Origin of the sequence: Rhabdobacter roseus, assembly GCF_014202275.1 — a bacterium.
In the GTDB taxonomy this organism is placed as follows: Bacteria; Bacteroidota; Bacteroidia; order Cytophagales; family Spirosomataceae; genus Rhabdobacter; species Rhabdobacter roseus.
Genome location: NZ_JACHGF010000003.1, coordinates 827,205 through 848,175, shown reverse-complemented (window position 1 = coordinate 848,175; position 20,971 = coordinate 827,205). Strand labels below are relative to the sequence as shown.

Annotated in this window: 12 protein-coding genes; all 12 read right to left on the bottom strand. The window is 58.1% G+C overall.

Annotated elements, in window-relative coordinates:
* Positions 1-52: 52 nt before the first annotated feature.
* Positions 53-376 carry a type II toxin-antitoxin system PemK/MazF family toxin gene (locus HNQ92_RS13385; protein ID WP_184174515.1) on the bottom strand — a complete coding sequence of 108 codons (324 nt, stop codon included), beginning with the start codon at positions 374-376 and terminating at the stop codon, positions 53-55.
* Positions 377-819: 443 nt separating this feature from the next.
* A complete protein-coding gene (locus tag HNQ92_RS13380; protein ID WP_184174514.1) occupies positions 820-1,701 on the bottom strand; it encodes a ThuA domain-containing protein in 882 nt (293 codons plus the stop codon).
* A gap of 230 nt (positions 1,702-1,931) precedes the next feature.
* Positions 1,932-3,089 (bottom strand): serine hydrolase domain-containing protein, encoded by a 1,158-nt coding sequence (locus tag HNQ92_RS13375; protein ID WP_184174513.1) that lies wholly within the window; start codon positions 3,087-3,089, stop codon positions 1,932-1,934.
* Between the two features lie 11 nt (positions 3,090-3,100).
* On the bottom strand, positions 3,101-5,485 hold the full coding sequence (locus tag HNQ92_RS13370) for a penicillin acylase family protein (protein WP_184174512.1): 2,385 nt from the start codon (positions 5,483-5,485) through the stop codon (positions 3,101-3,103).
* A gap of 18 nt (positions 5,486-5,503) precedes the next feature.
* Positions 5,504-6,592 carry an alpha/beta hydrolase family protein gene (locus HNQ92_RS13365; protein ID WP_184174511.1) on the bottom strand — a complete coding sequence of 363 codons (1,089 nt, stop codon included), beginning with the start codon at positions 6,590-6,592 and terminating at the stop codon, positions 5,504-5,506.
* 121 nt (positions 6,593-6,713) lie between these two features.
* On the bottom strand, positions 6,714-9,449 hold the full coding sequence (locus tag HNQ92_RS13360) for a M14 family metallopeptidase (RefSeq protein ID WP_246440154.1): 2,736 nt from the start codon (positions 9,447-9,449) through the stop codon (positions 6,714-6,716).
* 84 nt (positions 9,450-9,533) lie between these two features.
* Positions 9,534-10,850 (bottom strand): TldD/PmbA family protein, encoded by a 1,317-nt coding sequence (locus tag HNQ92_RS13355; RefSeq protein WP_184174509.1) that lies wholly within the window; start codon positions 10,848-10,850, stop codon positions 9,534-9,536.
* 7 nt (positions 10,851-10,857) lie between these two features.
* A complete protein-coding gene (locus tag HNQ92_RS13350) occupies positions 10,858-12,501 on the bottom strand; it encodes a TldD/PmbA family protein (RefSeq protein ID WP_184174508.1) in 1,644 nt (547 codons plus the stop codon).
* 78 nt (positions 12,502-12,579) lie between these two features.
* Positions 12,580-14,775, bottom strand: a complete 2,196-nt coding sequence (locus tag HNQ92_RS13345) for a penicillin acylase family protein (protein WP_184174507.1) — start codon at positions 14,773-14,775, stop codon at positions 12,580-12,582.
* 140 nt (positions 14,776-14,915) lie between these two features.
* On the bottom strand, positions 14,916-16,361 hold the full coding sequence (locus HNQ92_RS13340; RefSeq protein ID WP_184174506.1) for a SusD/RagB family nutrient-binding outer membrane lipoprotein: 1,446 nt from the start codon (positions 16,359-16,361) through the stop codon (positions 14,916-14,918).
* Between the two features lie 18 nt (positions 16,362-16,379).
* Complete coding sequence (locus tag HNQ92_RS13335; RefSeq protein WP_184174505.1) at positions 16,380-19,943, bottom strand: SusC/RagA family TonB-linked outer membrane protein; 3,564 nt, start codon at positions 19,941-19,943, stop codon at positions 16,380-16,382.
* 35 nt (positions 19,944-19,978) lie between these two features.
* Positions 19,979-20,680, bottom strand: coding sequence for a FecR family protein (locus HNQ92_RS13330; protein ID WP_246440145.1), 702 nt, complete (start codon positions 20,678-20,680; stop codon positions 19,979-19,981).
* Positions 20,681-20,971 lie beyond the last annotated feature (291 nt).

Here is a 20,971-nt window from a genome sequence, read left to right as displayed (position 1 = left end):
ACGGAAAGGCTTATTATAATACCTCGGATATTTAAGAGGGGCTATTTTCCTTCTATGTATCGAGCTTAAATAACTTGATTAATTTTTTATTTAAGAGATCTGTATCCCTTGCAGGTAAAGTACCTAGCCTACCAATTACCAGGTCATGATCAAGAGTGGCTATTTTGCTGAGTCGGACAAGAGAGGCTTTCTTTAACCCATTTTCAGGGTTTGGGTCAAGTTTTAAATCGTACTCTTCCTGCCACTTTACTTGAGAAGTGATGAAGGCCACTGTAATATCAGTGCTGGTAGTAACTAAAACCAGAGCAGGTCGTTTCTTTTGGCCCGTTAAGTCCGTAAAAGGAAATGGTATCAGTACAATATCCCCTTTTTTCACGTATACTTTTCTTTTAAGTCAGCCTCTGTATAGAGATCTTCCTCCTCTTCCAAAAATTGGAATGATTGAGACTTAGTAACCAATTGCTGAATCCCTTCCGTTAGAAGCCTATCTTCTAGCTTACTTACCAAAAATTCGGCGAAGTCGGATACTTCCTTTACATTTTGGTCAGGAAGCTTAGACAGATTATCTATGGTCTGTTGTATGAGCACGTGTCTGGACATCATGTTTTTCGCTTTAGTCTGATAATTAACGAATCCGTAACCTGTTTAGATGTTTTAAAAGGAATAGACATCAACAACTTAACAGACGTACTTTTAAAGCCCAAACCCGGACAAGGTACCTTCGCAAGCGCTTCCTTTTCGTAGCATAAAACGGTAGGTACTTGCCGGCGGATACGAAAAAGTACCTCAAGTACCCGCCAAAAAGTACCTGCCCAATGGTTACTTCACAATCCCTCGATAAGGTACCTGGATGTCAATTTTGCCCTTCCATTTTTTGGGGACGGGCTTGGCTAGCAGCCAGTGGATGGCGTTGACGGTGAGCCGCTGGAGGCCTTCTTCCTGAAAATCTTCGGGGTGGCCCAGGGTGGTAAAAAACACCTTCGCCCCGGCTTTGTTGGTCCAGGTCCAGGCTACGGGGTTCTCGATGGCGGCCTTGTCGGGGTTCACCGACTTGCCCATCAGCAGCAGCGTGGCGTCTGTAGGGGGGTAGTCGGGCCGGACGTGGTAGAGCCAGGAAGGTACGTGGAAAGCGGGCTTGACGCCCGTTAGGATGGGGTGTTTGGCGGCGTTGGCCATGACGCTGACGTCGGTGGTACTTTCGTGGCCGTAGTGCGTGTGGCCTGCTTTACCCCAGCCGGGAGGCGAACCAAAGGCGCGCTCACCGAAGGCGTTCCAGGCTTCGGAGGCGTGGCCCTTGGGGTAGTTGAAGGCGTGCGTGGACGTCCGGAAGCCCATGACGGGTTTGCCGGAGTTGAGGTACTCGTCGATGTACTGGAGCTGCTCGGGAGGAAGCTGCCGCCACCGCAGAAAAAAGATGGCGAGGTCGGCCTCGCGAAGTACCTCCAGGCCGGGAATATTGGTTTCGGCGTTCTGGTTGGGCGAAGAAGTGATTACGCGGGTACGGAAGCCGTAGTTTCGTTCCAGCTCGGCCGCAATGAGCGGGAGCGTTTGTTCGCCGCTGTACTCGTGGTCACCGGCCACGAAGACTACCAGCGGTTGTTTGTTCTTGGTTTGACCAAAACCCGTGGAAACACCTACCGCCAGCAGGCAAAGTACCAGGGAGAATTTTCGCGCAATGGCCGCTACAGGAATTCGGATCATAAGGGTAAAGGAGTAAAGAAAAAAACGAATACAAGCTATAAAGATAAGGCCGGGGTACCTTCAAAAACAACAGCAGACTTCCCGCCCTGTACTAATAAGGGGGAAAGTCTGCTTTTATAATGAATGAGCGGGGAGAAATGGCGCAATTCGCGCAAATATCCTTTTTTATAAAAAGAAGGCGGGTTGCCTGTGTACGCTTTTTTTTAGCCTTAAGGGTACTTTCAACTACTTTACTTAGAGGTACTTACCGGGGTCAGGTCCGCCAGGATGAGCTGGGCCAGGGCGAGGGCGTACTCGTCAATAGCAATGCTACCGATGTTGGCCTGGATGGCCACCACGACGGCCTCGGCGGGGAAATTGATCAGAAAACAGCGGGTACCTTTTACCGTACCGCTGTGGCCGTACCAGCTGCGCCCCCGCTGGTCTTGCCCCACAAACCACACCAATCCCTGCCACTGGGGTACCTGGGTAGGGTTGGAAGTACCCCGGAACGCTTTCTCGTACTTGTTGAAGTAGGGCGTCGTCATTTTTTTGAGGGTGGCGGGTTTGAGCAGGAGTCCGCGGTTGAGCGCCACGCCCAGCTTGACCATATCCTCGGCCGTAGAGATGATGCCACCCCCGGCGTACTTGTAGCTGACGTCTTCGTAGGGTGCGTTGATCAGTATCCCGTTGGCGGCCCGCACGTAGCCTTTGCCCCGGTGGGGCACGAGGCGCGCCGGTACGTCGAAACTGCTGGTGAGCATCCCCGCGGGTAGCCATACGTGCCGCTTCATGTACTCTTCAAAATCCAAACCGGATACTTTCTCTACGATGCCGTGCATGAGGTTGCAGGCGAAGGAAGAGTAGTGGTAGTAAGCACCCGGCTCGAAGAGCAGCGGGTCGTCGCGAAAGAGCGTCGTGGCTTCCTCGAAGGTGTCGTAGGGGCGCATGCGCTTGGTACCAAAGGCCTCGTTGTCCTGCGTGGCGTAGTGCCGGATGCCCGAGGTGTGCGTGAGCAGGTGCCGGATCGTGACGGGTTTCTGCTTCCGGGGCATGTAGGGCAGGTACTTCTGGATTTCGTCGTCCAGGCTCAGGAGTCCTTTTTCTTCCAGCTGCATGATGGCGACCACGGCTTCGGCCTTGGATACCGAGCCGATGTTGTGCACGGTTTTGCCCGTCTGCGGAATTAGGTTGTCCAGGTCGGCGTAGCCGATACCGTCCGAAAAAATGAGTTGACCGCCCACGGCTACCGCCGCCGATACGCCCGGCGCGCCGCTCTCGGCGGATACCCGTCGGAGAAAATCCCGGATGTAGGCCGGGTCGGTAACGGTTGCCTGCCCCTGGGCCCACAAAAACGCCAACGTACCCAGGCCGGTGAAAAGTACCTTTTTGAAAAAAGAAAAGCGCATGGAAGGGGTAGTTAGGGTTGTAAAATCCAGGTACGGTCGGCCACGGCTTTGATTTTTTCTTTGGAAAAATACACCGGGAAGTACTGATTCTTGGCCCAGAGCTCAAACAAGTCGCGGTAGTGCGGGTCGGCGGGGTCGGCCGATTGACCCGGACTGTTGATGCCCAGCGTTTTGTCCCAGTTTTCGGTATCGACCAGGATGCGGAAAGAGGCGCCGTGGGTTTGGTTGGGCGTATTGCCGGTGTTGTTGACGGTCTCGCCGTAGCCGCCCCGCGGGACCGGCCCCAGGTCGAGGTGCTGGCGGGTACCTTCGTCCACCCAGTCGCTGAAGGCGTGCTTGATGGTAATGTGCTTGTTGGCGGCCTGCCCGTAGGTCCAGCGGCTGCGGTCCTTCCCCAGGCGGCTGGCCAGGGCGGAGAGGGTACTTTGGAAAGTACTTTTAAGGAGCTCGTCGCGCTGGGCGAGGGGCTGGGTACCCAGGGAGGCCGGCGGGGTAATGACGTAGTCCAGAAGTACCTTGGTGGAAAGCGCGCGCAGGTGGGTGCGGGCGTTTTGGGGTACGACGCGCTCGTACAGGGCCCGCTTGAGCTGGTTTTCCCATTCGGCGTAGACGGTGGCCGCCCGCGCGTCGGGATGCAACTGGTAGTCCCAGCTGCGGAGCCAGTCCAGGGCCTCGCGCTCGGCGTCGGTTTGGGGTGCGACCTGCGCCAGCAGCATCGGTACCAGCGTGCGGGCGGGTACGGAGAGGTAGTCGGCCTGGAGGCGGGCAAAATCCTGGAGGTTGAGCCGCTGCCCCGCCGAAAGTACCTCCTCGATGCGTTGCGCCCGGTAGGGGCTCGACCACTCCCAGCCGATGGCGTTGCGGTGGGGGAAGTCGGCGGTGATCTGGTTGTTGTTGGCCGTAGCCCAGAAACCCTTGGCCGGGTTGGCTACGTGGGGGAGCTGCTTGATGGGCAGGTACCCCGCCCACTCAAAGCGCCCGTCGCCGGGTACCGGCACCAGCCCCGACCAGTTGGGACGCACCGGTGCCAGCCCCACCACCTGCCAGCCAATGTGGCCCCGGCGGTCGGCCCAGACCATGTTGAGGCCCGGCAGACGGCTGTAGGAGCAGGCCTCGCGAAATTCTTCCCAGCTTTTGGCCTGGTTCATGCGGAGGCTGGCCAGGTAGGGCGAGCAGCCTACTTCGCGCCAGCCCGCCCGTACGGCGTAGGCTTTGTGGTTTTGGGTATCTTCAAAAACCACCGGCCCGTGGCGGGTGTACTTCAGGGTCGCTACGTAGGGTACTTGTCCTTTTACCGGAATGGTGTCGGTGAGAGTTGTCATGCTTACCCATTTTCCCTGGTAGTGGTACTGCCCAGGATTGTCGGGGTTGGTGTCGTAGACGTACAGGTCTTCGTTGTCGGTACTATAGATGGTGATGCCCCAGGCGCCGTACTCGTTGTGCCCCACCGACACGCCCGGCAGGGTAGGCTCCCCGGCTCCGACGACGTTCCAGCCGGGGGCGTTGAGGTGTACCCAGTAGCGCAGCGAAGGGGTGGTTTGGGTGCGGTGGGGGTCGTTGGCCAGCATCGGGAAGCCACTTTGGGTATACTGGCCGCTCAGGACCCAGTTGTTGGAGCCCACGTACTCCTTTTCGGTGGCGTACCATTCCTGAAAATCAAAAACCTCCCCCGTCGATTTATCCTCTTTCCGAAACCGCACCGGACTGCGAAAGGCTGAGTAGAGTTCGAGAATATCCTGGAAGAGCGCCGCCCCCTCTACGCCCTTTTCCAGCGTCAGCTTGGGGTCCTTCTCCGGGGCGTAGGTAGGATGAAACCAGTTGAGCTCCCGCGTTTTTTCCTCACCCAGCAAATGCACCTGCCGGCCGATGTTGAGCTCGCTCGTCAGGTTGGAAATAAGTCCCTGGTGCCGACTAATCACGACGTCGGGCGTCCAGAAGCCGGGCAGCGTTTGCAGGAGCTTGAATTCCAGCGGGAGTCGGGCCGTGTCCTGGCGCATCTCCGCCACCCGGGCGTTGATGCCCGCCACGTAGGCCGTGATGATGCTCTTGCCCCGCGGGTGGTAGTGCGCCATTTCCTGCTCCCGGTTTTCCCGAAACATAAAAAGCCGGGTACCCAGGTCGCGTTTCAGCTCACCGGGGCCCAGCAGCTCGGCCACGGTACCGGTAGCCTGCCGCCGCCACAGCTCCAGCTGAAAAAGGCGGTCGGTGGCGGCTACGTACCCCTGGGCAAAAAACAAGTCGTGCTCGTTCTGGGCGTAGATGTGCGAAATACCCCACTGGTCGCGGATCACCTCCACGGGCTGTTTCAGCCCCTTCATCTGGAGGGTTTGTTGGGCGTGGGCCAGCGAAAGAGGAAGCAGCAGGGTACTTAGAAAGAGAACAAAAGGGCGGCGCATGGGTAGGAATGGTTAAGGCTACCGCGGAAAGTACCCGGCGGCGTTGAGTTCGTTTACGTTTTTAAAAGACTTATTGGGCTTGAGGTACTGGGCCAGAAAGGTATATACCTTTAGGCGAATTTCCTTGGCCCCGAAGTTGTCGATGCGGTCGAAGGTGTGGCCACCGGGTACGTCCTTGTAAATTTCGTATTCAAATTTTTTGCCGTCGGCCTTCAGGGCCTTGATCAGGTGCTCCACTTCCAGCACGTTGACGTCCTCGTCGATGGTGTTGGTATGCACCAGCAGGGGCGTTTTGAGTTTATGGGTATTCCAGGCCGGGGAGCGGCGGCGGTACTCGTTCACGTTTTCGTAGGCCGACTTGCCCATGTGGTAGTCGGCCGAGTACATGTCGCGGTAGCCCTGGGTTTTGTAGCCCATGCGGGCCACGAGGTCGCTTACGGGTACCCCGGCGTAGCCTACCTTGTAGTCGTCGGGATGATCGAAGAGGTTGAGCAGGGTAATCATGCCACCGTGGCTCCAGCCCAGAATGCCAACCCGGTCTTTGTCCACAAAATCGTAGTTTTTGAGCATGTAGTCGCGGCTGGCTTTGGTGTCTTCTACCTCCAGCCCGCCGTAGTCGATGAGGCGGTAAAAGCCCCCGCCGTAGCCCGTACTACCCCGGTACTCGGGGGCCACCACCACGTATTCCTGCGCAATCAGCTCCCGAATAATGTGCGCGTAGGCGGTATTGAAGTTGCTATGCACGCCGCCGTGGGGCAGCACCAGCAGGGGGTACTTTTTCTTGGGGTCGAGGTTGGAAGGAATAAACACGTAGGACGAAAAACGCACGGGATTTTTGGCTCCCTGCCCGGTGGGGTTGCGCACCACGGCGGGTGGCGGGCCCGTGATGATGACCTTATCCACGTAGGCTACGTCACCCAGTCGCTGGTGCCAGCGTACGTCGTCGACGGCTTTATCGAGGTTATCAAAGGTATGCCGCATGCCTTCCAGCTCCCGTTGGAGAGCGGCTACCTGTTCTTCCAGGGAGGGGGTTCGGGCGGAGCGTTCCTGGGCCAGGCTCAAAGTACCGGCGGCCAACGCCCACAGGAGGAGTATTGTTTTTTTCATTTTTTAGGAAAATTGGGATAAAGATTGGACAAAGCAATAGCAGGGCGTCGGCGACGCCGGGGTACAGAGCACATCAAAAAAGAAACCGGTACCTGGTGAGCCAGGTACCGGAGTAGGGTCGTTAGCGGGTACTGTACAGTTGGTTGAAAAGGAGCTTAAAGGTACCGTGCGCCTGGGCGCGGAAGGTGATCTCCGGCCCGTAGACCAGCAGCTTTCCGGAGCCCACCGTGGCCTCGAAGGCCGTGACGCCACCTTGCAGGTAGGCTTGTCCCCAGGCCCAGCCGCTGCGCAGGGGCTTGTCGTTGGGGAACCACATCAGGGGCTTCAAAGTACCCCGGGCGAGGGCGTCGGGTGCGAGCGTAAACACCGGACTGGCGTCGAAGTACACGTCGGTTTGGCCGTTCATGCCCCAAGTAGCGCGCTGCGACGAGTCGACGGCCACCCGCAAAATACTGCCCGGAATGTAGTACTTCTCGCCGGGGAGTGGGCGGTCTACGCCGCTGCGGGTCATTTCTACCAGCGCGTTACGGACCGGCAGGTTCAGGTGGTAGGCCAGGTTGGCACTGCTCCCGATGGTCAGGATGGTACCTCCGGCTTCCAGAAATTTCCGGAGCTCAGGAATGGATTTCTCCGCCGTGATGCTACCCAGCGTGGCGTGGTACTCAGCCGGAATTTCTTCCAGCTGGGGCGGACGCCGACCGTAGTAGCCACCCGACTCGGAAGGGCCGCTGGCAGCCGGGATGGCCCGCGTCACGAACACGATGGCGTCGTACTTCTTGCGCAGCTCACCGGCGTCGATGTCCTTGGCAAAAATAACGTCGAAGGGGAAGTGGTACTGCTCCATAATCCAACGTACCCAGCCTGAGGGCATGGAGCCGCCGTAGGTATCCCAGAGGGCGATCCGCCGGGGCGAGAGCTTCGTCAGGTCGGTGGCTGCGGGGCGTTTAGGGGCCGCCGTTACCGTGAGGCCGCGCTCCTGCGCTACTTTGTCCACGATGGTTTTGGCCTTGGCCGAAGCGGGCACGAAGAAGGTACCTTGGCCGCTTCCGGCGGCCGTGATGCGGTATACCTCCAGCCCGGCGGCCAGCAGGTCGTTGACGGCCAGGAAGGAATCGTTGGTGCGGGCACTGAGCTCGTAACCCGCCGTAGCCTTGGCAGGGCTGGCCGCCTTAGGTACCTGCAATTCGCCGTACGGTACCCGCTCGAAGGGGCCGGTGAAGTCCGTCAGGACGCGGTCAAACTGCACGCCCATCTGGTAGGCGAGCGTCCACCCGGCGGCGTCGTAGGGGCGCACGGGCGGACCGTCGGGGTACAGGAAGTCGTTGGGGTAGTCCTGCGGCTCGAACATATCCAGTACGTGCGGGCGGAAGGCCTGGTTGGTTTTGACGATATACGAGCCCGCCGGGTAGGTTTTGTTGTCTACGCTGAAGTCGGAGGTCGCTTTATGTACCAGGATACCGGTCTTGATGAGCGCATTTACAAACTTGACGGCCGTGGGAAAGTCGGCCTGGCTGGCCGGAAGGATATACCCGCGCGCGTCGCGCAGTGAAGGCTCTCTGAGCACGGCCTCGTAGTGGCTCAGCGCCGGAGCCGCGCTAGCCCGCCCCCCTGCCGGGCTGGCCTTCTTGATGGACTCCGTAATGGCGTCGATTCGGCTGGGGTAGGGCGTCCAGTAGTCTTTGCTGCCCCGCTCGATGGAGCTCTTGCCCATGTGGTAGATGTTGTACAATAACTCGTCGCGGTGGCGGGCGGCGTAGTTGAGCACGGCCCAGTTGAGCGAAAGCGAGTAGTCGATCGACTGCTGGAAGTACCACTTCTGGGGCGTGGCGGGGTTGGGCGTGTTGTTGTTGGGAATCAGGCGCTGCGGTACCAGCGGAATTTCCTCGGGCGTGGGGCTACCGATGATCTCGGTGAGCAGGCCGATCATGTTGTGGAAGTGCGTGGTCGTACGCAGGCCGCCGTTGTACCAGGTCGAGAAGGTGGAGCCCGTCAGGCGGGTAAAACCGGGCTTGTTCTCCACGTTGAGGCGGTTGTACATGGCCGCGCCCACGGCGTCGATGCCCGTCACCATCAGCGGATCGAAGACGTAGTTGAAGGGGTCGCGGTAGGGTGGCCCCGCCAGCACCGAGCCCGCCGGGCCGCGCTGGTGGTGGTTGTACATGATTTGCGGCAGCCATTCTACAAAAAGCTGACGCCCCATGTTCTGCGACTCCTTCATGTTCATGATGTAGAAATCGCGGTTGTTGTCGTGGCCAATGTACTTTTGGTACAGCTTAGGCAGGTGGTCGAGGCTGCGCTTTTCGGGTGTTTTTTCGCGCATGTACCAGTTGCTCACCAGCTCCTGGCCGTCGGGGTTGGCGTGCGTGAGCAGAATGATGACATTGTCCAGGATGTTCAGCGTTTCGGGGTCCTTCCGGCTAGCGAGCTGCCAGGCCGTTTCGATGAGCTGGTGGGTACCTACCGTCTCGGTGGCGTGCAGTCCCCCGTCGATCCATACTACGGCTTTTCCTTCCGCCGCCAGGGCTTTGGCCTCGGCGTCGGTCAGGCCTTCGGCCCGGGCCATTTTTTGGGAAATCTCCTGGTAGCGGGCCCGCTTTTTGAGGTTCTCGGGCGAAGACACAATGAACATGTACTGGTTACGGCCTTCCTCGGTCTGCCCGATCACGGTGAGCTCCATGCGGTCGGAGGCCGCGGCGAGCTTCTGGAAGTACGCTTCGGTTTGGGTGAAGGTAGCCAGGTGGTAGTTGTCGCCAATGGTGAAGCCAAAGTGTTCTTTGGGCGAAGGGAGCGTTTGGGCCCGGACGGTTGTGAACCCCAGCAGCAAAAAGAGTGTAAAGGTTTGTCTCAAAAAGCGCATCATGTACTGAAATGAGGAGAAAAAAAGAGTTATGGTTGGTAAAAAAAATACGTGTAAAACGAATTTTTCCACAAAATACGCGATCTATACCGCATCCGAAAGGCTGGAAAAGGTAAAATCCCGAATTTTTAGCGGAGGTACCATGCTGCCGCGCGTCCGTACGGGCTTCCCGATCGCCTCCAGGTTGTTGAGCATAATCACCGGACTTTCGTTGAAGCGGAAGTTCTTGACGGGGTACTTGATCTGCCCGTTTTCGATGTAAAAGGTACCATCGCGGGTGAGGCCCGTGTAGAGCAGCGTCTGCGGGTCGAGCCAGCGGGTGTACCAGAAGCGCGTGACGAGGATGCCCCGCTCGGTACTTTTGATGAGCTCGGCCAGGGAGGCATCGCCGCCGTCCATCCGAAAGCCGCTGGGCTGGGGTAGGGGCGCCAGGCCCTTCTGCGCGGCCCAGTAGCGCGAGCAGGATACATTTTTAACCACGCCCTTGTCGAACCAGACTACCTTCTGTTGCGGCAGGCCGTCGGAGCTGAAGGGCGAAGCGGGGATGTCAGGGTCTTGCGGGTCGGAGTAAATCGTGACCCGTTCGTCGAGCAGCTTTTCGCCCAGCCGGGTACCTCCGCCCTTTTTGCTCAGAAAGCTCCGGCCTTCGTCGGCGTTGCGGGCGTCCATGGCGCGCACCATAAACTGCACTAATTCTCCGGCGGCCATCGGTTCCAGAATGACCGTGTATTTGCCGGGTTCCATAGCCCGGGCGTTTTGGGAGGCCAGCGCTTTCTGAATGGCCACCTCCGTGGCGGCGCGGGTATTGAGCTGGGCTACGTCGTTGTAGTCGGCCGCGGCGTAGCCCGAGCCGGTGCCGTCGTCGGTCCGGATCGTCACCGAGAAATTGACCGAGGTACTGGGATAGTAGCCAAAGAGCCCCCGGCTGTTGCCGATGGCCTGGAACCCGGCGGAGTCTTCCTGGTAGCCTGCCGCCGACAGCTTCTTTTCGCGCGAAGGACGAATGCTCTCGACGGCCAACCGGGCCCGTTGCCGGGCCTCCAGGCGGGCGGTGGTGTCCAGGTACCCCTGGCTTTCTAGGTACTTTTGCGGGCCCAGCAGGGGAAGGTACTCGGGGTTGTCGGGGGCTAGGCGGGCTACTTCCTCCGCCCGGCGTACGGTTTTTTCGAGTGAGGCGTCGTCCAGCTCATTGACCGTAGCGGTACCGATTTTTTTACCAAAAATAGCCGTGACTGAGAGCGAAAGATTTTCGGTTTCGCCGCTCGTGGAGACGGTGTTGCGGGCAAAGCGGATGTTGCCCGTGCGGCTGCCGGTTAGCTCCACGCTCAGCTCGTCGGCCTGCGAGTACGAAAGTACTTTGTCGATGATTTTTTTGGCTTCGTCCGGGGTTAAGATCACCATCGTATGCTCAGATTTTTCGTCCTGTATTAATCACATTCACGCCATTAAAACGGGTGGTGGGGCAGCCGTGCGACACGGCGCTGGCCTGGCCGGGTTGCCCCTTGCCGTCGAAAAACGTACCAAAGAGCCGGTAGTCGTCCTGGTCGCAGATGCGGGCGCAGGAATTCCAGAACTCCTGGGTATTGGACTGGTAGGCCACGTCGTCGAGCATTCCCACGATCTCGCCGTTTTTGATCTCGTAAAAAAGCTGCCCGCTGAACTGGAAGTTGTAGCGCTGCTGGTCAATGGACGAGGAGCCCCGCCCCAGGATGTAGATCCCCTTCTCGACGTCCCGGATCATGTCGGTGATGCTGTACTTGTCGGGACTGGGCCGCAGCGATACGTTGGGCATCCGCTGAAATTGTACCGAGTCCCAGCTGTCGGCAAAGCTACAACCGTGCGAGGCCGTTTCGCCCAGAATATGGACCTGGTCGCGCGTGGCCTGGTAGTTGACCAGGATGCCGTCTTTGACCAAATTCCACTCCTTGCAAGGTACCCCTTCGTCGTCGAAGCCCACGGCGGCCATGGTGTGGGGCTGGGTTTTGTCGGCCACGAAGTTGACCATGTTGCTGCCGTACTGAAAGTTTTTGGAACGCCACTTGTCGAGGGTCGCAAAGCTGGTACCGGCCAGGTTGGCCTCGTAGCCCAGCACGCGGTCGAGCTCCAGCGGGTGGCCCACCGACTCGTGGATGGTCAGGCCCAGGTTGGAGGGGTCCAGGATCATGTCGTACTTGCCCGCCGGTACCGAGCGCGCCTTGAGTTTGTCTTTGGCTTGTTTGGCGGCCAGGATGGCGTCTTCGACCATGTCGTAGGAGTAGCGGTACACGGTAGGATACCCCATCACCGAGTGCTTTTCGGAAGCCAGGCCGTCGAGGTACTCGTAGCCCATGCCGATGGGCGCACTCAGGGCATCGCGCGACTTGAACCGCCCGGCGGCTTTGTCGATGGCCGTCACCGTGAAGGTAGGCCAGAGGCGGTGGATGTCTTGGTCGATGTAGGAGCCGTCGGAGGAGGCAAAGTACTTCTGTTCGTTGACGAAGAAGAGGTTGGAGGTGACGAAAGCGGCCCCGTTTTGCAGGGCACTATTATTTACTTTCATGAGCAGGTCGACCTTCTCTTTGACCGGAATTTCAAAGGCATTTTTTTGAATGGGCGTTTTCCAACTCACTACGCCCACGCCCTTCTGCGGGGCCAGTACTACGGGCTCGGTCTGGATCTCGGCGTTGGCCTTGGCAAGGGCCACGGCCCGTTCGGCGCAGCGGGCGATGCCTTCCTTCGTCACCTGGTTGGTGGCGGCAAAGCCCCAGGTACCATCGGCAATGACCCGAATCCCCACGCCGTACGACTCCGAGTTGACGATGTTTTCGACCTTGGTTTCGCGCGTGAAAAAGTACTGCCGCAGGTACCTGCCAATCCGTACGTCGGCGTAGGTGGCACCCCGGCTTTTGGCGGTGTTGAGGGCTACGTCGGCCAGGATTTTCTTGGCGGCGGGGTCGAGGCCGGGGTTCAGCAGCTCGGCGGCGGGTACCGGCTTCCCGGCAGCCCAGGTGTCGGGAAGCATCGCAGCTCCCAGGCCCACGCCCGACAGGCGCACAAAGTCTCTTCGGTTCATAGTTAGCTCTTTTTGGTAAGAAAGAATCAATACGCGAAGTACCTCTTTAGGTACCTTTGGTAGGGTACTTGGCGTTGATTAGTCGCCCGGATGATAGGTTTTCTCGGCGTTTCTCAGGACGTCTTTTTTATAGAATAAAATGTCTTTGTAAGTACCCTGAATGTAGCCCTCGACCTGGTCGGTAAAGTGGGGCGAGGCCGGGTCGGTGCTGGCACCGCCGGTCAGGATGGACTTGCCCCGTAGCTTTTTGCCAAAATCCACCACGGCCACGAAGGTGTTGCCCGTGGCTCCGTAGCGCCGGTGGGTACCGGGGGCAGGGCGGCTCACGTAGGCGTTGAGCGAGCCCATAAAGCCCGGCGTGGCGGGCAGCCCCCAGCTGGGTTTGTCGTCGCTAAACGGCTCGCCCTCGGCCGGGCGCTGGAAGCGGTTGAGTTGCCCCCAAGGTACCTGCCAGGTACCGAAGTTTTTCTCCAGCTCCGCCACGACCTGCGCCAGGGTCTCGACCTGTTTTTCGGGGGTTACAAAATCGACGGTTAGCTTCGCGCCGTTGGTAATGGAGTAGCGCTCCTCGTTGGTGTAGGGCTTTTGCAGGCGAGCCAGGTTGAGCGGGATCATCTTTTCGACCCAAAGCGTAGCCAGCGTGGTAGCTACCGAGCCGGTGTCGGTTTGGTAGTTCCAGGCGCGGAGAGTCTGGATGGGACCGGCCAGATGGGTGGAGGGCGACGGCAGGGCTGCGTAGGCGGCCAGCAGTGCGGGTACGTGGCGTTCGCCACCAGCCAGGTACTTATCGTGCGCGGCCGCAATGACGTCGTCGAGGGTGGCGTTCTGAAGTTGGGAAAGCACCCGGATGGCTCCGTCGGCCCGGGGCGTTTGCCCGTCGGGCAGCATGTAGGTAGGCTTGGTGCGGTACATGGTGGAGTCAAAGGTACCCGTGCCGTACAGAATGGTGGAGTTGCAGTTTTGGAGCCAGCCGTTGGCGGGGTTGAGGTAGTGCGGCAGGTCGTCGAGCGCGTAGGTACCTTTCCACTCGGTGGCGTCGGTGCTGCCATCCACGGCCCGTTTCCAGTCGAGTGCCGGATCTTTCTGCGGCACGAAGTTGCCGTGCCAGTAGCCAATGTTCCCGGCGCGGTCGGCGTAGATGACGTTACTGCCGGTCATGACGCGCGTATCCATCGAGGCCTTGAATTCCTTCAGGTTGCGGGCCTTCATTTTCTGCCAGTGCATGGCCAGCAGGTCGATGTTCGGGTCGTCGAGGGTTTTGAGCGTAATCCATTTTTTATCGTAGGCCGACACCACCGGGCCGTGGTGCGTGCGGTAGGTGGTGAAGGTTTTGCTAAGTAATTCGTTTCCTTTTTTGTATTGTAGCGTAATGCGGGTACTATCCACGGGGCGCAGGCTGCCGTTGTAACGGTAAAAGTACCGGCCATCCTGCTGCTCGACCTGCTCGGTGTAGAGGTCCTTGGCGTCGGAAAGTGACACCGGGTGCATCCAGCCGCAATATTCATTGAAGCCCTGGAAGATATTGAACTGCCCCAGAAAAGGCGCGCCGTAGGCGTTGAGGCCCTGCTTGCTCACGACCTGAATCTCGATGCGCCCGTAAAACTCCGAGTGCGGGTTGATGAGCAGCATGGCGTTTTTGCTTTGGGTGCGCGCGGGGCTCAGCGCCCAGCCGTTGGACCCGGCGGGCTCGCGCGGGTCTTCGGCCAGGTACCCTGGGCGGTAGGAGAGGGAGAGCCGGGCGTCTTTGCCGTAAAACTTCACAAATTCGTCTTCGTCGATGTTGCTGCCCGCCAGGGCCGGGACGTTGTTCATCAGGACCATCCAGGGCTGCACCCGCTGAATGAGCTTGGGCTTTTTCTCGGGATGGGAGATCATGTAAAAATTGATGCCATCGGCGTAGGCGTCGCACAGCTTTTGTAGCCAGCGCGGCGACTGCTCGTACAGGCCAATGGCCTTGCTGGAGTCGATGTACATGCGGGTCCAGAGGTCCTTGTAGAGCGCTGCTTCGCCTTCTACTTCGGCCTGGCGGCCCAGCCTGCTGATGAGGGTACTTTCTACTTTCTCGAAAAATTCCTCGCACTGCACGTACATCATCCCGAACACCGCGCCCGCGTCCGTTTTGGCGTACACGTGCGGTATCCCCCACTTGTCTTTCACAATAGTGACTTGCCGGGCCTGCTTTTTCAGCGCGCTGATTTCCTGGGACGAAAACGACTGCGCCTCGAGCCGAAAACAGAGCAAGGTGAGGCAAACGAGCGTAGAGAAGGTTTTCATTGTTTGTATAAAAATGAACGTTTGCTTGAGCATCCGTGAAACCAAAAAATGGAGCAAGAAAAGGTACCTTAAAGGTACTTTCAAAAATACGGGCTGGCCGAAAAGTACCCCCAGGTACCTCCCGGCCAGCCTGGGGTACTTTATTGGTAAATCGCTATTGAGTCGAACAGGCCCGGTACCGGGTTGGGGCTGTTGGCGTTGGAATTTAGCTCGTTTTGCGAATAAATAAAGCGCCAGGGCAACTGGCTGCCGTTGTTGGGCGCGAGCTTTACGCCCACGCTTTCCTTGCGGGTACGGCGCTCGTCGTTCCAGCCGGTATGCTGCCCGTAGAAAGTCACGTAGCGCTCTTCCAGGATTTCGCGCAGCAGGGCGTCGTTAGGCGTGATCCCGTCCTTATTCTCCATGCCCCCGGCGGCGAAGTCGGCGGCTTCGTAGGGCAGGTACTGGTAGGTGCCGGCCACTTTGTAGGTGGCGTGCAGGTACCCGCCGCCGTTCAGGAAGTTGCGGTAGGTGTTCAGGTACCCCAGCGCGGTCTCAAAGCCTTTGCCGGTGCGCAGGGCCGTTTCGGCCAGCGTGAGGATGTTCTCCTGGTAGGTCACGAGCGGGAAGCTGGCATCACGCGCAAAGAAGCCCCGCGCGGTAGCGGTGGTGGAGGTGTTGGGCTCGATGACGCCCGGTGCGTTCACGCCGTTTTCGAGGTAGTAAAACTTGAACCGCGCCGTTTCGTTGGTTTTGGCGTTGCCCCGGTAGCGGGCGTTGGCCGGGTTCAGAATGAAGGTATTGTAGGAATCCTCGCCGGTGATACTACCCGCCCGCACGTTGGTCAGGAAGCTGAAATTGGCGTTTTCGTTGTTGCTGGCCGTAGTACCGTGCGGCGAGTAGAGCGAATTGGCAAAGGTACTTACGCCGGAGCTGGCGGCGGTAAAGGCCGCGTCGTATTGCTTTATATCCATCAGTAGTCGGGCTTTGAGGGTGAAGGCCACCTGTTTCCACTTGGTGGCGTCACCGGCCAAATGGACGTCTTCGGCCCCTACGGTTCCTACGCCCGCGTCCAGGTCGGCGATGGCCTCGTCCAGGCGGGCGACGAGCTTGGGAATGAGCTCGGCCTGCGTCTCAAAACGCGGGTTGGGGTACTTTTCGCTTTGGCCCGCTTCTTCAAAAGGGATGTCGCCCCAGAGTTCCGTGGCCGTACCCAGCGCATTGACCTGGATAATCTTGGTGATCCCCGCCATTTTGCGGTTGCCGAGTTCCTCGGCTTTCTGAATGGTCAGGAGGGCATTTTTATTCACCCCCGTAAAGAAAATATTCCAGTCGTCGTCGAAGTTATTGGCCGTGATCTGGTAGAGGTACCAGGTACCTAGCTGCTGAAAAGTACCCTTGCCGTAGCCGGTCCAGACGATTGCCAGGCGGCTAGCCAGGCCTTCCTGCGCGGCCATGTTGGCGATTTGGGTACCCGTAAAGAGGTAACGGGCGGGGGCGTCGGTGGCGTTGTTGGGGTCGGTGTTGAGGCCGTCCACGATGCGCTCGCAGGCGCTCAGCGATAGGCTCAGCAGTAGCGCCAGGGCGGGCTTATATAGTTTTCTCATGGTAGATCAATTAGAAAATTAGTAGTTGATGCGCAGGCTGAAGACCAGCGACTTGGTATTGGGGTTGTTGAAATAATCCACGCCGCGGGCGTTGCCTACGCCCGACACGTTGCTATCGGGATCAATGCCGACGATCTTCGTCCACAGAAACGGGTTACGTCCCGTGATGGTGAAGTCGATGGACTGCAGCTTCGTTTTTTGGCGGAAGGTACTTGAGTTGAGGCTGTAGCCTAGTGAGATCTCCCGGACGCGGGTCCAGCTTCCGTCCCGCACAAACTGCTCGGCCAACTGCCCGGAGTGCCCGCCGATGGAGGTGTAGAACGACTGCTCCAGCAGCACGGGGCCCCCGCCGTAGTCGGCCACGTTGCCGCGCACGGTACTTCCCGCCGGAATGAGCTGACCGGCGTAGGTGTACATGTCCTGGCTGAGGGTTACCTCATGGCCCACGTCGCCGTAGGTACCGAAGTTGACCAGTACGCCGCGGGTACCTTCGTAGAAATCGCCGCCCTGGAGGGTCTCAAAGAGCAGGTTGAACGAAATATTCTTGTAGGCCAGGTTGGTACCAAAGCCGCTCCGCCAGCTGGGGTTGGGGTCGCCGATGATCTGCAGCTGGGTGTCCAGGATGGGGAAGCCCCGTTCGGTAAGTACCTTACTGCCGTCCGGGTTGCGCTTATACACGCCGCCGTAGAAAGACGAGAGCGGGTACCCTACGCTGGCTACGGTACTGAGTGCCCCACCCGTGAAGGTCACGATTTCGGTACCGCCCAGGTCGATAACCCGGTTGCGGTTGCGGCTCCAGTTGGCAAAGAGGTTCCAGCGCCAGTTGTTCTTTTGGAGAAGGTTGTAGTTCAAATCCAGCTCCATACCTTTGTTTTCCATGGTACCGGCGTTGGTGTACTTCTGGCTGAAACCCGTCGAGCCCGCCGCCGACACTTGCAGGAGCAGGTCCACGATCCGGTTTTGGTAGTAGGTAAAGCCCGCCGACAGTTTGTTGTTCAGCAGGCGCAGGTCGGTGCCGAGCTCCCATTCGGTTTTGCGCTCGGGCTTCAGGTAAGGGTCGCCCTGGGTGGTACTTTCTACGTAGGCACCGCCGTAGCCCGAGCCGGTGAGGTTGGTAGCCCAGCTGCCAAAGGAGGCTGTGACGTAGGGCGTGGTGTTGCGGTAGGCTTCGGGCTGGATACCCACGATGCCGTAGGAGGCCCGTAGTTTCCCAAACGACAACGCCGAGCCCGTAAAAACCGGCAGCTGGCTAAACTGCCAGGCTACGTCGGCCGAAGGGTAGTAGAAGGTCGACTTGGACTCGCTGCCAAAGGTAGAGCCGGCCTCGCCCGCCGCCGATAGATTGACGTACAGCTGGTCGTAGAAACCCAGGTTGAGCGTCGAGTAGAGCCGGGCCATGCGCCGGTGGGTTTCCCGGTTGTAGGGGTAGTTGTTGGCGTTAATGGAGTTGGTAAAATTCTGCGGGGCTTCTTCCAGAATGAAGTTGTTCATGATGCCCCCCAGGCTGTGGTAGGTCCGGTCGTTGACGTTGAAGCCGACGATCAGGGTACTTGTAACATTGGCCCCAAAATCTTTCATACCGCGTCCGATGATGTCCAGGTTGGTTTCGGTTTCCTTGATCATCTGCTGCTCGTACTGCCCCGCGCCGGAGTTCACCACCGACGACACGGGGTTATTCGTCACGCGGCGGTCGGTGTAGGTGTCGATCCCCCCGCGGGCCGTGAGGTTAAACCAGTTGACGGGGCTAAGTACCAGCTCCGAGCTCACAATAAAACGTTCCACTTCCGTGAGGTTGGTGAGCTCGTTGATGGTCCAGAGCGGATCGTTGTAGCTGGGATTGGCCGAGGCCCCCAGGTAGTTGCGGTAGGAGCGCTGGCGGTTGGTCACGGCCGAAGCCGTGGGCGAGGCGTAGTAGGAGCCGATCCAGTAGCGGCTGTCGAAGTCGGGGGCGGAGCGCAGCATCCCGAGGTAGAGCCCGCTGGTGTTGTCCCCTTTCTGAATCCGGTTCGACGACGTCCGGATGTAGTTGGCATTGGTAGAAGCCCGGACCAGGTCGTTGAACTGGCGCGTGGTGTTGAAACGTACCGAGCTGCGCTTGTAGTCGCTCTGGCCGTTGAAGATCCCCTTTTGGTCGAGGTTGCCCAGGCTCAGGTAGAAGTTTCCCTTGTCGTTGCCGCCACTCAGGCTCACGTTGTTGTCGAAGTAAGTACCCGTCCGAAACACGGCATCGCGGCGGGCGTCGTGGTATACTTCCTGCGAATTTTTGGTAAGGATGGGGTAAAACGTTTTGCCGTTGTAGGCTTCAAAGCGTGCCCCATTCATGTTGAGAGCATCTTCGGCCCCCGAGCGGTTAGCGATTTTGTCGCCCCAGGAGTACTGCGAGGTAGCGTTAAAAATGCCGTTGAAGCCCTGGCCGTAGCCATCCTGAAGCGGATGCAAAACGTTCACCTTGTCAAAGGAAACGGTCGAGGAATAGCTGATGTTCATTTTGCTGTCGTCCGCTCCTTTTTTGGTAGTAATCACAATCACCCCGTTGGCCGCGCGTGATCCCCACAGTCCCGCCGCCGAGGCGCCCTTAAGTACCTGCACCGAGGCGATGTCCTCGGGGTTGATGTCGTTGAGGCGCGACTGCTGGGCCACGCCGCTTCGGGCGTCGCCAATGGTGTTGTTGCTCATCGGGATGCCGTCGATGATGATCAGTGGCTGGTTGGAGCCCGTAATGGTACTTTGCCCGCGGATCTGGATGTTGGAGCCCGCGCCGGGGTCGCCCGTGGAGCGGGAGATCTGCACCCCGGCAGCCCGCCCGGACAGGCCGTTGATGACGCCCGTCTCGCCGGAGCGCACGATGTCGTCGGCCTTGATGGTGGAAGAAGTAGAGCCGAGCTTGTCTTTGTTTTCGCGGAAACCCAGGGCCGTCACAATCACCTCACTGAGCTGCTTGGTGTCGGTGGCGAGCTCTATGTTGATGGTGCTCTGGTCAAGTACCTGGATTTCCTGCGTATTGTAGCCAATGAACGAGAAGATCAGCACACTTTCGCGGTCGGGGACGGTGATGGCGTACTTCCCCTCGGCGTCGGTACTGGTACCTACCTGCGTTCCTTTCAGGATCACGTTGACGCCGGGCAGACCCGCGCCGTCTTCCTTGGCGGTTACTCTCCCCTTCACCACCAGCTCCGCGACCTCCGGTTTGGTAGTCCCTTCCTTCAAGCCCGTTTCGGGTGCCGGAGCGCTGCTTTTCTCCTTGATGATGTAGGTTTTCTCTACCTTTTCAAAGGTCAAATTTAGCGGCGGGAGAATTTCTTTCAGCCGAGCCTCGATGCCTTGGTTTCTTTCTACCGGTACTTCTATACGTTTTCCTTCCAGATTCTTTTTTTGGTAAGCAAAATGTACCTTATACTGTTTTTCCAAATCCTTCAAAAGATCAGTGAGGAGCTTCCGTTGCGGCTGCGCCGCGTGTTCGGAAGTAGTTTCGGTGCGTGTATTATGCCGAGCCCAAAGTTCCTGCCCGTGCGCGGCCGGATGCCACACCGCGACCAGGGAAAGCAGGAGCCAGGCCCCCCTTCTACGTAGTAGTGTTCTCATAAAATGTAAGTATTACGGTTAATGAATGCGTATGTTTACTCGTGCGGCTGCATCGTGAACTTCCCGTTTTTCCAAAGTACCTTTACATTCATGGTCTTGGCTAGTACATTCATAACCAGATGAATATTCTGCCGAGGTACTTTACCCGTAAATCGCTGTCGGGCCAGCGAGGGATTGGTAATATCAATTCGGACGGCGTAGTAATCTTCCATAATGCGGGCAATTTCGTCCAGGGGTACGTCATCAAACACAAAAAGATCGTTGAGCCAGGCCAGCCACAGGTCATCGTCGGCCGCTTGTATCCGTATGGTTTTTCGACGCGTTTCAAATTCGGCCCATTCGCCGGGTGTCATTTCCCAAGTTTGCTGCTGCTGGCGAAGTAAAATCTTCCCCTTTTGCAAAAAAACGGACGTCCGCTCGGGCCGCTGCACTACGTTGAAGGCCGTACCTAGTACCTCTACAGCCAGACCGCCCGGCGTACGGACCACAAACCGGCGCAGGCTGTCACTTTTTACTTCAAAAAAAGCCTCCCCTTGCAGGAGTTTCACGTCACGTTGTGCTCCGGTCCATTCGTTGGGATACTGCAAAGTGCTATTTCGGTTGAGCTGTACGAGGGTACCATCCACCAGTTTTATACTCTTTATTTCACGATCACCGGTACGAATTTGTACATAGTGTGCCGAAGAAAACCACGCGATTTGAAACGGAAAAGTAGAATATACTACTAGTCCAATCATCACCAAAACAGACACCGAAGCGGCTATTTTTAATTCTAATCGTGTACAGGTATTTAGTATTTTATAAAAGCGAGAACGGGTACTTGCCTGGGTTATTTCTTCATCCAGGTACTGGTCTACTACCTTATGTAATCTTCCTTGCTTTAAAAGCGAAAAAAAGACGGATAGCTCCTGATCAGTAGCCTGGTTTTGAATGTAGCGATCTACTAGCTTTTTTACATGTTTCGGATCGCCCATTCTTCTATTTTTCCTCTTACATTCCTAAAGACAGTTTATGCGGCAGGGTAGGGT